Annotated in this window: 10 protein-coding genes; 8 read left to right on the top strand and 2 right to left on the bottom strand. The window is 66.2% G+C overall.

Features of this window, described 5'->3' with window-relative positions; translation table 11 throughout:
* Positions 1-93: 93 nt before the first annotated feature.
* Positions 94-417, top strand: coding sequence for a DUF1820 family protein (locus ACT5M9_RS08280; RefSeq protein ID WP_438551358.1), 324 nt, complete (start codon positions 94-96; stop codon positions 415-417).
* A 26-nt stretch (positions 418-443) separates the two neighbouring features.
* Here the strand turns inward: ACT5M9_RS08280 and ACT5M9_RS08275 are convergent, their stop codons facing one another.
* A complete protein-coding gene (locus ACT5M9_RS08275) occupies positions 444-1,373 on the bottom strand; it encodes a LysR family transcriptional regulator (RefSeq protein ID WP_457982919.1) in 930 nt (309 codons plus the stop codon).
* 131 nt (positions 1,374-1,504) lie between these two features.
* A complete protein-coding gene (locus ACT5M9_RS08270) occupies positions 1,505-2,701 on the bottom strand; it encodes an amino acid aminotransferase (protein WP_457982918.1) in 1,197 nt (398 codons plus the stop codon).
* Positions 2,702-3,106: 405 nt separating this feature from the next.
* Between ACT5M9_RS08270 and bcsG the strand changes: the two genes are divergently transcribed.
* From bcsG to bcsC, 7 genes are read left to right on the top strand one after another with little or no spacing between them, the layout of a single operon-like run.
* Positions 3,107-4,759 carry a cellulose biosynthesis protein BcsG gene (gene bcsG / locus ACT5M9_RS08265; protein ID WP_457982917.1) on the top strand — a complete coding sequence of 551 codons (1,653 nt, stop codon included), beginning with the start codon at positions 3,107-3,109 and terminating at the stop codon, positions 4,757-4,759.
* Between the two features lie 14 nt (positions 4,760-4,773).
* Positions 4,774-4,983 carry a cellulose biosynthesis protein BcsR gene (gene bcsR, locus ACT5M9_RS08260; protein ID WP_457982915.1) on the top strand — a complete coding sequence of 70 codons (210 nt, stop codon included), beginning with the start codon at positions 4,774-4,776 and terminating at the stop codon, positions 4,981-4,983.
* Positions 4,974-5,642 (top strand): cellulose biosynthesis protein BcsQ, encoded by a 669-nt coding sequence (bcsQ, locus tag ACT5M9_RS08255; protein ID WP_457982913.1) that lies wholly within the window; start codon positions 4,974-4,976, stop codon positions 5,640-5,642. The genes bcsR and bcsQ overlap by 10 nt, the downstream gene beginning before the upstream one ends.
* Positions 5,636-8,203: a UDP-forming cellulose synthase catalytic subunit gene (gene bcsA / locus ACT5M9_RS08250; RefSeq protein WP_457982912.1), complete on the top strand. Its 2,568-nt coding sequence runs from the start codon at positions 5,636-5,638 to the stop codon at positions 8,201-8,203. The genes bcsQ and bcsA overlap by 7 nt, the downstream gene beginning before the upstream one ends.
* Positions 8,200-10,425 carry a cellulose biosynthesis cyclic di-GMP-binding regulatory protein BcsB gene (gene bcsB, locus ACT5M9_RS08245; protein WP_520395664.1) on the top strand — a complete coding sequence of 742 codons (2,226 nt, stop codon included), beginning with the start codon at positions 8,200-8,202 and terminating at the stop codon, positions 10,423-10,425. Before bcsA ends, bcsB begins: the two co-directional genes overlap by 4 nt.
* Positions 10,426-10,437: 12 nt before the next feature.
* Entirely contained in the window at positions 10,438-11,535 is a 1,098-nt protein-coding gene (gene bcsZ / locus ACT5M9_RS08240) for a cellulose synthase complex periplasmic endoglucanase BcsZ (RefSeq protein ID WP_457982909.1), read from the top strand.
* A complete protein-coding gene (bcsC, locus tag ACT5M9_RS08235; RefSeq protein ID WP_457982907.1) occupies positions 11,520-14,960 on the top strand; it encodes a cellulose synthase complex outer membrane protein BcsC in 3,441 nt (1,146 codons plus the stop codon). Before bcsZ ends, bcsC begins: the two co-directional genes overlap by 16 nt.
* Positions 14,961-14,972 lie beyond the last annotated feature (12 nt).

The raw sequence follows: 14,972 nt of genomic DNA, 5'->3' as shown, positions 1-14,972 counted from the left end.
AGACCCGATATGACGCAACTGTGAACTTCGTCTATAGGGCGCGGGCCCGGTGATCGCTAGAATGGGGAAACCGTCCACCACCAACAGACAGCCATGAGCGAAGCCAACGCCTTATACCGAGTGCAGTTTATTTGTCACAACGAGCGTTACGAGGTCTACGTCAGAGAGGTCAATCAGGGGCAGCTGTTCGGCTTCATCGAAATAGCCAACTTCGTCTGGGACAACCACACGGCCTTCATCGTCGACCCCAGCCACGAGAAGCTCAAGAGCGAGTTCGCCGACGTCAACCGCACCCTGATCCCCATGCACCACGTGCTGCGGGTGGATCAGGTGCGCAAGCAGGGGGCGGCGCGCATCACGGATCTTGGCAACAACGTTGCCTCCTTCCCGAGTCCCATTTACACCAAGAAGCCCTGAGCCAGGGGGCTGTGTCCATGGCCGCGCTATGACCGGCCCAGTTCTTGCCCCAGCTGCAGGATCCGCTGGCGGAACCAGCGTAGGGCGGGATCCTCCCCGGTCGGGCCGTACCACACCAGGCTGTGGGTCAGGGCGCCAAAGTCGAACGGCACGGGGCGGCTCACCAGGCCCGGCAGACAGGCCTGCCTCGCCCAGCCCTCCAGGGTGGTGAGGATGAGATCGCTCTGGCGCAGCAGGGCCGCCGCGCCGCCAAAGTCCGGCAGGGTGGCGCCGATCTGCCGGCGTACCTGCAGCTGGGCCAGGCTCTGCTCGAAGAAGGGGCTGGCGAGCTCGGTGTCGCGGATGGCGATGTGGCGCCAGCTCAGGTAGGCATCCAGATCCCAGTCTCGGGAGAGCGCCGGGTGATCCGCCCGCAGCAGGCAGGTGAGCCTGTCTTCGCGCAGGGGCTCCCACACCAAGCCGGCCTGGCTCGGCAGGGGCTGGCTCTGATCATGGGGCAGGATCACGAAGTCCAGCTTGCCCGCCGCCAGCGCCGTCAATGCCTGCTCCTCCTTGTTCCAGATGACGGGCACCAGCCCAGGCACCTCCTTCATCAAGCGACCCAGAATGGGCCCCATGGGCCAGGTCATGCCGCTCTCGCGCAGGGCGATGTGCAGCTGACCCTGCCAGTTGGCGGGGTCGAAGCCCTCCTGGCTGGTGAGGCCGTTCAGCTCCCGCAACAGGCGGTGCAGGCTGGGGCCTATCCGCTCGGCAAAGGGGGTGAGCAGCAGCTGGTTGCCCTGGCGGTAGAGCAGTTGATCCCCCAGCAGTTCGCGCAGCTGGTTGAGGGTCTTGCTGACGGAGGAGGGGGTGGTGCAGAGGCGTTCGGCGCTGCGGGTGACGCTCTGGCTGTCCAGCAGCAGGTGCAGGGTGACCAGATGGCGTCCCCCCAAACGGGAGAGGGCGATCAGATCCATGGCGACTCCTGGGATGGAATGAGAATGGGCAGATGGTGGCCTCCCTGCCGGGACAGGGCGGTCAGACCCATAGCGGCTCCGGAGAAAGGCGGTGGAAACAAAAAGCCCCGCCGGGGCGGGGCTTGTGCGGATTAGCCTTTGAGCACGGCGGCCATGGCATCGGCCACGTAGTCCACGTTGTGGCTGTTGAGGCCGGCCACGCACATGCGGCCGGAGCGTACCAGGTAGACGGCGAACTCTTCCCGCAGTCTGTCCACCTGCTCCGGGGTGAGGCCGGTGTAGCTGAACATGCCGCGCTGGTTGATAAAGTAGCTGAAGTCGCGGCCAGGCACCTTGGCGCTCAGCACCTCGAACAGCTTCTGGCGCATGGCCTTGATGCGGGTACGCATCTCGGTCACCTCGCCCACCCAGAGGGCGTGCAAGTCGGCGTCGTTCATCACGGCCGCGGTGATCTGGCCACCGTGGGTGGGGGGGCTGGAGTAGTTACGACGCACGGTCGCCTTCATCTGGCCCAGCACCCGTCCCGCCTCTTCCGCGTCCTGGCAGATGACCGACAGGCCGCCGCAGCGCTCGCCGTAGAATGAGAGGTTCTTGGAGAAGGAGTTGCTGACGAAGAAGCTGACACCGGCATCCACCATGGCGCGGATGGCGTAGGCATCCTCTTCCAGACCGTCACCGAAGCCCTGATAGGCGATGTCCATGAAGGGGATGAGATTCTTCTCCACTACGAGCGTGATGACCTGATCCCACTGGGCGCGGGAGAGATCCACCCCGGTGGGGTTGTGGCAGCAGGGGTGTAGCAGCACTATGCTCTTGGCCGGCAGCTGGCTCAGGCAGGCCAGCATGGCATCGAACTGGACGCCGCCGGTGGCCGCATCGTAGTAGGGGTAGTCGTGCACCTTGATGCCGGCCCCCTCGAACATGGCCTTGTGGTTGTCCCAGGTCGGATTGCTGACCCAGACCTCGGAGGTCGGGAAGTAGCGCTTGAGCAGGTCGGCGCCTATCTTCAGCGCGCCCGAGCCACCTATGGTCTGGATGGTGGCGATGCGACCGGCCTTGACGGCGGCGTGCTCGGCCCCGAACAGCAGGTGCTGGACGGCGGTGCGGTAGTTGGCGGCCCCTTCCATGGGCTGGTAGGGACGCGGCGCCGGGGCGGCGGCACGTTGGGCTTCGGCCTGCTGCACCGAGGGCAGCAGCGGAATGCGGCCCTGCTCGTCGTAATAGAGTCCGATCCCCAGGTTCACCTTCTGCTCGCGGGTATCTTTGTGGAAGGTCTCGACTAGCGTCAGTATGGGGTCGCCAGCATAGGCATCGACGTGTTCAAACATGGGGGGTCCTTGAAGTTGACTGTCCAGATCCGGCCGCCGGCCGGGGCCGTTATCATGGCGTAATCCGCTGGTGGCCTCAAGCAGTTCGATTTGCCGCTCCGGATGACAGCTGTTGTCGTAGGCAGGCCGCCTCGAAACCCATGAACCGGGAGGCCTGTCACATTTGTATACAAAAAATAGATCTTTATGGAAGGGCCAAGGGATGGGCTTTGTGGCGTCACTTGGATAGTATTGGGGCGCATATGGGGCTTTGCCAAGGCCGACCCTCCCGAGGGCCCGCACTCATCTGGGGGTCACCGGGGAGGCGCAACCAGTTGCATAATAAACTAAGGTTTCACTCAATAATAAATGCAGTGTGCTCGGCCCCTTCTCGGGGAACCGACTATAACAGGTGACCCATCGCCGATGACTCGACCATTATCTCACCCCGCTTCTCCCTGGCTGGACTGGCAAGGCCTGGGGGGATGGAATATCTATTTCCTCGCCAAATTTGCCCTGCTGTGGGCGGGCTATCTCAATTTCCACCCTCTCATCAACCTGGTGTTTGCCGCCGCGCTGCTCTTCCCTCTGCCCTGGGCCTGGTTGCGGCGTGTGCGCCATTGGGTGGCGCTGCCGGTGGGGGTGGGGATCTTCTACCACGACACCTGGCTGCCCGGGATTGAGAGCATCCAGTCCCAGGGGGCCCAGGTCTTCTCCTTCACCCTGGATTACTGGCTGGAGCTGCTCGGGCGCTTCATCAACTGGGAGATGATCGGCGCCGGCTTCATCATGCTGACCCTCTATCTGTTCATCGCCCAGTGGTTGCGCTTCACCCCCTGGATCCTGCTCACCCTGATCGGGCTGTGGCTCTCCCCCATAGTTGGCAATCCCTTCGCCTCCCAGGAGGGGGCAACGGCCAGCCAGACCCAGCCCAAGTCGTCAGCCCCAGAGTCCGCCGGCAAGACGGTCTCGATGACGGAGCAGCTGGATCAGAGCGCGCCGCCCACCAACCAGAATCTCAATGCCTATCTCGACGACTTCTACGGCGAGGAGCGGGATCGCCTGGTGAGCCTGCCCGCGACGCTGCCGGCGAAGGCGGCCCCCTTCGATCTGCTCATCATCAACATCTGCTCCCTGGCCTGGAGCGACGTGGAGGCGAGCGGCCTGACGGAGCACCCGATCTGGCGCCACTTCGATGTGATGTTCAAACATTTCAACGCCGCCACCTCCTACAGCGGTCCGGCCTCCATCCGCCTGCTGAGGGCGAGTTGCGGGCAGACCAGCCACCAGGGCCTCTATGTGACGCCGCCAGGCCAGTGCCTGCTGTTCAACAACCTGGCCCGACTCGGCTTCGAGCAACAGGTCGCCATGGATCACTCGGGGGCCTTCGGCAACTACCTCAAGGATCTGCAGATGTACGCCGGTCTGAGCGTGCCCCTCATGAGCAAGACGGGGATGGCCCACGATCTGGCCTCCTTCGACGGCGAGCCCATCTACCGGACATCGGACGTGCTCGGCCACTGGCTGAGCGAGCGGGAGAAGAGCAAGGCCGCCCGCAACGTCACCTTCTTCAACCTGATCGCCCTGCACGATGGCAACCGCTACGCGGCCAACCGTCAGATAGCCCCCTACAAGGCGCGCCTGCAGACCCTGCTCGATCAGCTGGACAGCTTCCTCAAGGCGCTGGAGCAGTCCGGTCGCAAGGTGGCCGTGGTGGTGGTGCCCGAACACGGGGCGGCCATCTCAGGGGACAGGATGCAGATGGCCGGCCTGCGGGACATCCCCAGCCCCAGCATCACCCAGGTGCCGGTCGGGGTCGCCCTGATCGGTACCAAGGCGCCCCACGAGGCGACCCGCCACATCGACAGCTCCAGCAGCTTCCTGGCCGTCGCCGAACTGACCTCCCGACTGGTGGGGGGCGACCTGTTCGACAGCGACACCATCGACTGGAATGCGCTGCTGGACAACCTGCCGGAGACCCCGTCCGTGGCGGAGAACCAGGGCTCGGTGGTGATCGAGTACCAGGACAAGTATCACATCAAGCTGGGGCAGGGGGACTGGGTTCCCTATCCCCAGTGACGGAGGAGTGATCTATGCAAACTGAGAAGCCACAGACGGTGCGGGCCCCCTTCGGCGTGCCGGTGGAGGGGGACCTGGTGAGCGACGTGGCCATGGTGCAGCAGGCCTTCGATGTCCAGCTGGCCTATCAGGACATCGCCCTCCACGAACACCTCGTCGCCCTGCGCGAGCGCTTCCCGCTGCTGGCCGAGCTGGACATGCAACGGAGCCGCAAATGCACATAGTGGCGCTGCAGGGGATCCGGGGTGGGGTGGGGACCACCTCCATCGTGGCCGGGCTGGCCTGGGCCGCCCGGGAGCAGGGGGCACGCGTGCTGGCGGTGGATCTCAGCCCCGACAACCTGCTCGGCATCCACCTTGGCCTGCCCCGCGACGATGGCAGGGGCTGGAGCCGGCTTGCCGCCCCCGGCCAGGAGTGGCGCACCATGCTGCATCACTACGAGAGCGGGCTGGATCTGCTGCCCCATGGCGGCGCACGGCCCCAGGGGGGAGTGGACTGGCTTGGGGCCATCGAGGGTTATGATCTGCTGCTGCTGGACCTGCCCGCGGGGACTCCCCTCGCGCTGCCCGGCCGATTGCTGACTGTGGTCAACGCCGACGCCAACTGTCATGTGCGCCTCTATGACCACTCTCTGGCGGCCGATGAACGGCTGCTGGTCACCCAGTTCACCAGCAGGCGGGCGCTGCAGCAGGATCTGCTGGATCTCTGGCTGGCCGGCAATCTGCCCCTGCTCACCCTGCGTCTGCATCGGGACGAGGCCATGGCGGAGGCCATGGCGGCCAAGCAGCCGGTGGGCCGCTATGCCCCCACCAGCCTGATCGCCCATGAGCTGAATTCCCTGGCGCTCTGGTGCCTGGAGCGGGACGAGGGGACCCCATGCTAGCCTGGCTGCTGACGCCGACCGCGGGGATCTGGTGTGCCGAGCGCTACCGGGCCTTGCGTCGCCGTGGCGCCTCCCGGGCGGGGGGCGTCAGCCTGACCCTGCTCTGGCTGCTGGCCTGGACCCTGTTCCCGCTGGAACGTCACGGTTGGCAGTGGGTGCTGAGCCATGCCCGCGGCCTCTATCCACAGATAAGGCGGCCCAAGGCGGGGGATCCTCTGCGCATCCTGCTGCAGAGCCTCTGGTTGATAGTGCGCCGACCCGAGCCCATACCGTTGCGCTGGCCGGCCTCCTGGCAGCGTGCCTGGCAACGGGGCACCCAGGGGCTCTCCAGCTTCCTGTTGCGCCAGGAGGAGAAAGGGCTGGCCGCCGCCCGCGCCACTCCCAAGGAGGCGCGCTGGAAGAGCGTGCTGCTCTGCGTGGTGGCCGGTACCCTCTCCCTGCTCTGCATCACCCAGCCCTTTACCCTGGGGGCGCAGCTGATGTTCGTCATCATGCTGGTGGTGATGGCCTTCATCCTGCGCGCCGTGCCGGGCCGCTACCCCATGCTGATGATGATGGTGCTCTCCCTCACCGTCTCCTGCCGCTACATCTGGTGGCGCTACACCTCGACCCTGGACTGGTTCGATCCGGTCAGCCTCACCTGCGGCCTGTTGCTGCTGTTCGCCGAGACCTATGCCTGGGTGGTGCTGCTGCTCGGTTACTGGCAGACGGCTTGGCCCCTGCACCGGCCACCTGCCCCCCTGCCGGCGGATCCGTCCCAGTGGCCGACGGTGGATCTGCTGATCCCCACCTACAACGAGGATCTCGCCATCGTCAGGGGGACCGTCTATGCGGCCCAGGGGCTCGACTGGCCCAAAGACAAGCTCACCATCTGGCTGCTGGATGACGGGGGCCGGGAGTCGTTTCGCGAGTTCGCGGAAGGGGCGGGGATCCGCTACGTGGCGCGGGAGACCCACGAACACGCCAAGGCGGGCAATATCAACAACGCCCTCAAGCAGGCGACCGGGGATCTGGTGGCCATCTTCGACTGCGACCACCTGCCGACCCGCTCCTTCCTGCAGATGACGGTGGGCTGGTTCTACCGGGATCCCAAGCTGGGGGTGGTGCAGACCCCCCACCACTTCTTCTCGGCCGATCCGTTCGAGCATAACTTGCAGCGGTTTCGCAAGATGCCCAACGAGGGGGCCCTGTTCTACGGCCTGGTGCAGGATGGCAACGACATGTGGGACGCCAGCTTCTTCTGCGGCTCCTGCGCCGTCATCAAGCGCTCGGCCCTGGACGAGATCGACGGCATCGCCGTGGAGACGGTCACCGAGGATGCCCACACCTCGCTGCGCCTGCACCGGCTCGGCTATACCTCGGCCTACATCCGGATCCCGTTGGCGGCGGGGCTGGCCACGGAGAGCCTGTCCGCCCATATCGGCCAGCGCATCCGCTGGGCCCGCGGCATGGTGCAGATCCTGCGTCTGGACAACCCCCTGTTCGGCAAGGGGCTCAACTTCGGTCAGCGGCTCTGCTACTTCAACGCCATGCTGCACTTCCTGTCCGGCATTCCGCGGCTCATCTTCCTGATAGCGCCCCTGGCCTTCCTGATCCTGCATGCCTACATCATCTATGCGCCGGCGGCGGCCATCGCCCTCTACATGCTGCCGCACATCTTCCACAGCGCCCTGACCAACTCCCGGTTGCAGGGCAAGGTGCGCCACTCCTTCTGGGGGGAGGTGTATGAAACCGTGCTGGCCTGGTACATAGCCCGTCCCACCACGGTGGCGCTGTTTGCTCCCCACAAGGGCAAGTTCAACGTGACCGCCAAGGGGGGCATGACGGAGGAGGTCTACCTGGATCTGTCTGTCTCCCGTCCCTATCTCATCCTGATCCTGCTCAGCCTGTGCGGCCTGGGGTTCGGCGTCTGGCGCATCCTGACCGGGCCCGCCGACGAGATCATGACCCTGATCCTCAGCATGATCTGGACCCTCTACAACATGACCATACTGGGGGGGGCCCTGGCGGTGGCCTTCGAGTCGCGCCAGGTGCGCTCCAATCCCAGGGTGGAGATGGTGATGCCGGCGGCCATCAAGCTGGCCAACGGTCATCTCTACCCCTGTACCCTCAAGGACTACTCCAACGGCGGGGTAGGGGTGCTGCTGGACGATCAGCTGCCCCTGGTCGGCAAGGAGCGGGTCTGGCTGCTGCTGCGCAACGGCCAGCGGGAGCAGGCCTTCGCCGCCAAGGTGCAGCGGGTGTTTGGTCGCAAGCTGGGGCTGGAATTGGAGCCCATGGCGCAGCAGCAGAACATCGACTTCATCCAGTGCACCTTCGCCCGGGCCGACACCTGGTCTTTGTGGCAGCAGCGACTCGGCAAGGACAGGCCGCTGCACAGCCTGATCGACATCACTCTGCTGGGCTGGGGGGCTTACTGGCGCCTGGCCCGCAGCTCACCGTTAGAACCCGTTTGTATCCTGCTCGAGAAGCTGGCCCGCTGGCTGCTCTCCTTCGTTCCACGTCGCGTCTCGCCGGATTACCGGTCCCAGGCTCCGACCCCACAGACAGTGAAAGGATGATGAAACCACAACGCTATTTTATTCCTCTCCTGCTGATGACCCAGAGCGCGCTGGCTGCCGAGGCCGCCGGGCCCCTGCCGCCCGTGTCCGCGCCGGTGCGCAGCCAGGATCTGAGCTTCGAGCAGATGGCCTCGGCCCCGGGTACCCTCTCCCTGCGGGGCAATGCGCCGGACGGGCTGGCGGACTTCACGGTGCGCCGGGACCAGGTGGTCACCAAGGCCAGCCTGGATCTCGATTTCACCCCGTCCCCCTCCCTCTTGCCGCTCATCTCCCAGGTCAAGGTGTACCTCAACGACGAGCTGATGGGGGTGACCGCCTTCACCAAGGAGCAGATGGGGGAGCGCAACCATGCCCACATCGAGCTGGATCCGCGCTATGCCAAGGATTTCAACCGCCTCAAGGTGAGCTTCGTCGGCCACTACCAGAACGTCTGCGAGAACCCGTCGAGCAGCACCCTCTGGCTCAACATCAACCGGGACAGCAAGCTGAACCTGCAGCTGCAGACCCTGCCGGTGCGCAACGAGCTCTCCTTCTTCCCCATGCCCTTCCTCGACGTGCGGGACAACGGCAAGCTGGTGCTGCCCATGATGTTCAGTGGCGAGGTGCCCCTCCTGCAGCAGCAGGCGGCGGCCGTGCTCGCCTCCTGGTTCGGCGCCAAGGCCCAGTGGCGCGGCCAGCACTTCCCCGTGCTGATCGACCGGCTGCCGGATCGCAACGGCGTGGTCTTCGCCACCAATGAGCGCAGACCCGATTTCCTGGTGGATTACCCCAAGGTGAAGGGGCCGACCATCGACATGATCAGCTCCCCGGACAACCCCTATGTGAAGTTGCTGCTGGTGCTGGGGCGGGATCAGCAGGATCTGCTGACGGCGGTCAAGGGGCTGGCACAGGGGGATGTGTTGCTGCGGGGCCAGAGCGTGCGGGTGGACGAGGTGAAGCAACTCGCCCCGCGTCAGCCCTATGACGCCCCCAACTGGGTGCGGCTGGATCGCAAGATGCGCTTCGACGAGCTGACCGACTATCAGGGCCAGTTGCAGGCCACGGGACGCAAGCTCTGGCCCATGAGCCTGACCCTGCGCCTGCCCCCCGATCTCTACCTGCTGGGAGCCAGGGGGATCAAGGCCGACCTCCAGTACCACCATACCGCCCCCATCATCAGGGACGGCTCGCGCCTGGACGTGGTGGTCAACGGCCAGTTCATGAAGTCCTTCCCCCTGGAGCCCGGTGAGTTCAAGAGCGAGCAACTGCTCACTCTGCCGCTCTGGTTCGCCGGCGATGAACAGTCCAGGGCCCTGCGCATGCCGGGCCTCAAGACCAGCCAGGTCAACAACCTCAGCTTCAGCTTCGAATATGCCGAGGAGTCCATGGGGGGCAATGCGAATGGCCGCTGCGATCTGGTGTTGCCACCTGCCCATCAGGTACGGATGGATGGCAGCTCCACCATCGACTTCACCGGTTATCGCCACTTCATCGAGATGCCGGATCTCAAGGTCTTCGCCAACGCGGGCTTCCCGTTCAGCCGGATGGCCGATCTCTCCGAGACCCAGGTGGTGATGCCCGCCAAGCCCCATGCGGCCCAGATCACCACCTTGCTCGACGCCGCCGGCGCCATCGGTGCCGAGACCGGCTATCCCGCTCTCTCCCTGCGAGTCCTGGATGACTGGGAGCAGGCACGGACGGCGGATCTGGACACCCTGCTCATCGGTTCCCTGCCGAGGGAGTTCCAGCACGATGCCGAGCCCGACGCCCTGCTGGCCTCGACCATGAGCTGGGTCAACCAGCCCAACCGTACCTACCGGGAGGAGGTGCAGCACTCCCGGGCCGACCGGGAGCCCCAGGCCAGGATAGGCATCAACGGCAACGAGGCCATCGCCGCCATCCTGGGGCTGCAATCCCCGACCCACGATCAGCGCAGCCTGGTGGCCCTGTTGGCGGACGGAGCCGCCGGCTTCACCCTGCTCAACGACACCCTGCAGAACGCCACCCTGCGCGGCGAGGTGGCCGGATCGGTCGCCATCATCCGCGAGTCCGGGGTCAAGAGCCTGGCGGTGGGGGATCGCTACGAGGTGGGGTATCTGCCTTGGTGGGAGCGGGTCTGGCAGCTGTTTGCCAACTATCCCATGCGCCTCGCCGGCCTGACCCTGCTCTGCATGCTGGTACTGGGCTGGGGGCTGCGGGTATTGCTGGCCAGCGCCAGCCGCCGCCGTCTGAAGGAAGACTAAGTGATGAATCAGATGAAAAAACTATGTGCCCTGCTGCTGTTGTGGGTCCTGGGTGCCGTGCCCGCCATGGCGGCCTGTGACTGGCCAGAGTGGCAGCATTTTCGCCAGCACTATATCAGCGAGGAGGGACGGGTCATCGACCCCGCCGAGGGGCGGCGCATCACCACCTCCGAGGGACAGAGCTATGGCCTCTTCTTCGCCCTGGTGAACGACGACAGGGAGACCTTCGCCCGCCTGCTGGGGTGGACGGAGCAGCACCTCGCCAGCGGCGATCTGACCGGTTTCCTGCCCGCCTGGCTGTGGGGAGAGAAGGAGGATGGCAGCTGGGGTGTGCTCGACGGAAACAGCGCCTCCGACTCGGATCTCTGGATAGCCTACAGCCTGCTGGAAGCGGGCCGGCTCTGGGATAACCACAGCTACCTCTCCATCGGCACCATGCTGCTGCGCCGTATCGCCCGGGAGGAGGTGGCCATGCTGCCTGGCCTCGGCCCCGTGATGCTGCCGGGGATGAAGGGGTTTGCGGCAGGGGATCGCTGGACCCTGAACCCCAGCTATCTGCCTCCCCAGCTGCTGGCGCGCTTCGCCAGCCTACAGGGGCCCTGGCGCGAGATGCGGGCCCTGCTGCCCCGGCTGCTGAAGGAGAGCGCCCCCCAGGGCTTCTCCCCGGACTGGATCGACTGGCAGACCGACAAGGGCTGGCAAGTGGCGGACAAGGGGCCCCAGGGCAGCTATGACGCCATCCGCGTCTATCTCTGGCTCGGCATGCTGAGCGACGAGGATCCCGCCAAGGGGGCGCTGGTGGCCCATTTCGCCCCCATGCAGGCCAGGATCGCCGAACTCGGTGCAGTGCCTGAGCGGGTCGACAGCCAGACTGGCCAGAGTCAGGGACGGGGGCCGGCGGGATTCTCCGCCGCCCTGCTGCCGCTCTCTCAGGGACAACCGACCCTGGCCACCCTGCGGGAGCAGGTGAAGCAGCAAGGGGTGCAGAGCGATGCCTACTACGGCAGCGTACTGACCCTGTTCGGGACCGGTTGGGATCAGGGACGCTATCGCTTCGCCCAGGATGGCACCCTGCAACCCCGCTGGAGTGAATCATGCAAAGCCGATTGACCCTGGGTTGCCTGCTCGCCGTCCTGGTGAGCGGCAACCTGGCCCAGGCTGCCGTCGAGCCGGTTTCATCCCTGCTGGAACGGGTACGCATCGGGGAGGCCACGGGTCGGGAGGATCTGGTCAGCAACGCCCTCTACTCCCTCTCCCTGGTCGAGCCCGAACACCCCGAGCTGCTGGCGGCCAAGGCCCGTCAGGCCCTGCGCAGCGGCAAGAGCAAGGAGGCCGAGGCGCTGCTCGCCCGGCTCGGCACGCTGGCGCCGGATTCGCGCCTCTATCGCCTGGGGATGGCGAACCTGGCGGTCAACAACGGGGCGCAGCGCCAGCAGTTGCAACAGGCGCGACTGCTGGTCAACGCCGGCCGGCTGGAGGAGGGAGCCAAACTCTATCGCTCCCTGTTTGTGGACGGCGTGGCGCCGAACCTGGAGATGGCGATCGAGTACGCTTCCCTGCAGCTGCGCCTGCCCGGCCAGCGTGCCAGGGGCATGGCGGGGCTGGAGGCGCTGAATAGGGCTTACCCGGGTCAGCCCAGGATCCGGGCCGCTCTGGCCCGCAACTATCTTGCCGATGACCGCTGGCAGGAGGCCAGGGTGCTGCTGGAGCAGATGGCCAGGAGCGAATACGACCGCGGCGAAGCCGCCGAGATCTGGCTAACCAACATCAAGGAGCTGCCCGTCGGGCCCGGCAGCCTGGCCGAGTTGCGGCGCTATATTGCCGCCTTCGGCACGGGTACCGAGGCGAAGCAGGGCATGGCACTGCTCGCCGAGCAGGAGGCGAAGTGGGCCTCCCCCGCCTATCGCGCGCGTCAGCAGGCGCTGGCCAGCAATGAAGGGGGAAAGGCCTCCATCGCCGAATTGCAGCGGGCGCTGGCCGCCAATCCCGATGATCCCGAGCTGATGGGGGCTCTGGGGCAGGCCTACTCCCGCAACAACCAGCGGGCGCTGGCCATCGCCCAGTTCGAGCGGCTGCTGCGCCACCCTGATGTGACCAACAAGGATAAATGGAGCAGCCTGCTGGCCACCAACCGCTACTGGCTGCTGATCGATCAGGCCGAGGAGGCGTCCAAACGGCAGCAGGGGGAGGAGGCGAGCGCCCTCTATCGCCAGGCCATCAAGCAGGATGGCAGGGAACCCGAGGCCTGGCTGGGTCTGGGGGATGCCGAGCTGGCACTGCACCGTGAGGCCGAGGCCGAAGCAGCCTATCGCAAGGCGCTTGGCCTGGGAGCCCGGGATAGGGCTTTGGCCCGGCTGTTCGAGCTGTACAAGGAGAAGGATCCGGAGCAGGCGCTGGCGCTGCTGGCCCAGAGCCGGGATCCGGCCTGGCAGCAAGAAGCAGGGCGGCTGAGATCCGAATTGCTGCAGTCCCAGGCCGATACCCTGGATCAGGCCGGCAAGCTGGAGCAGGCCCTCACCCAGCGTGAGCAGGCGCTCACCCTCACCCCGGACGATGTCTGGCTGACCTACCGGGTGGCGGCGACCCGGGCCCGTCTCGGCGATGCCCCCGGGGGGGAGCAGCTGCTGCGAGACAAGCTGGTGGCGCGGCCGCAGGAGATCTCCCTGCGCTACGCCACCGCCCTCTACCTCTCGGGCCAGGACAAGAACACCGAGGCGCGTGTTCTGCTGGCGGCGGTACCGATCCGGACCTGGTCGGCGAACATGCGCGAGCTGGATGAACGACTCGCCCGCGGCGAGGTGTTGGCGCAGGCGAGGGCGCAGCACGAGCGCGGGGATGATCGCGGGGCCGAGGGGCTGCTGCGACCCCTGCTGCCGGATGAAGAAATCTCCCTGACCCTGGCGGAGTGGGCCGCCGCTCGCGGTGACTGGACCGCGGCGGAGGGGCACTACCGGGAGGTGCTGGCGCGCTCCCCGCAGCAGGACGAAGCCAGGCTCGGCATGGCCGAGCTGATGCAGGCCAGGGGAGACGAGGCACAGGCCCTCGGCTGGTTGCCCGACTGGCCGGCCAGCCCGCTGCCGGCGGATGAGTTCAACTTTTACCGCAGGGTCGCCAACCTCTATCAGGTGCTGGGGCAGGAGGAGAAGGCGCAGGCCATCTTTGCCACCTACGAACCCCTGGTGCGGGGGCAGCCCGCCTCCGAACAGACGGCCCTGTTCTGGCGCGACTCAGCCCGCCAGCGCTTCGACGCCGGCGATGCGAATGGGGCTATCGAACGGGATCGCAAGGGGCTGGTGGCCGCCGGTCTCGCCCCTCGCGAGGATCTGGACGGGGCCGAGCTGACCGGGCTTGCCCGCAGTCGGGACGGGGAGGGATGGCTTGCCTCGGGCCTTCGCAGCGATCTCGACCGGCACTACCGACAGAGCCAGACCACAGTCTCCCTCGACAGCGACTACTGGGGATCCAGCGGCACGGGGGGGCTCTCGGATCTGCGCGCCCTGACCCAGATGCTGCAACTGGATACCCCGCTGGCCGGTGGCACCTTCTTCGGCCGGCTGGAACTGGTGGACATGGACGCCGGCAAGTTGCCCGCCTCCCCCTATCGGGAAGAGTTCGGCACCTGTGCCGCCCGCGATTGCTACGGGCAGGAGCATCAGCAAAACACCGGTACCACCTTGGCGGCAGGCTGGCACGGGGGGGCCTGGGCCTTCGATCTCGGCACCACGCCGCTCGGTTTTGAGGTGGTGGACTGGGTCGGCGGCGCGACCGTGGAGGGAGACCTGGGGGATCTCGGCTGGGGGTTCACCCTCTCCCGACGCCCCGTCAGCAGCTCATTGCTCTCCTACTCGGGCACGGTCGACCCCGGCACCGGGATCCGCTGGGGCGGGGTGCGGGCGAACGGTGTGCGCATCGATCTCAGCCACGATCTCGGCGGTGCCATCGGCTTCTGGGGCAGCGCCCAGCAGCACCTGCTGACCGGCAAGAACGTGCCGGACAACTGGCGCACCCGCCTCATGGGGGGCACCTACTACAAGCTCGTCAACGAGACGAACCGACGGGTCAGCGTTGGGCTCAGCAGCATGCTGTGGCACTACCAGAAGGATCTGAGCGGCTATACGCTCGGGCAGGGGGGCTATTACAGCCCGCAGGGCTACTTCTCGCTCTCGGTGCCGGTCAACTACCGGCAGCGCACCGCGGACTGGTCCTGGGAGCTGGGGGGTTCGGGATCCTGGTCCCACTCCCGTACCGACGACAGTCGTCGCTACCCGCTGGAAGGTCTGCTGCCGGCCGGCTTGCCAGACAGAGATGCGCCGGTGAAAGGCGGCAGCAGCAGTGGCTTCGGCTACACACTGAACGCCATCGTGGAGCACAGGCTGACGGATCACTGGCGCATCGGCGGGCGGGTAGATATCCAGCAGGCCGATGACTATGCCCCCAGCCATGCCACCCTCTTCCTGCGCTATACCTTCAAGCCCTGGCAGGGGGATCTCGACATGCCACCCCAGCCGCTCACTCCCTATGCGGACTTCGATTGACCCATGCGCCCG

The sequence above is a fragment of the Aeromonas sp. AE23HZ002T15 genome (assembly GCF_054165525.2).
Note: the sequence above shows the minus strand (reverse complement) of the source record. Positions and strands in the feature narration are given on the sequence as shown.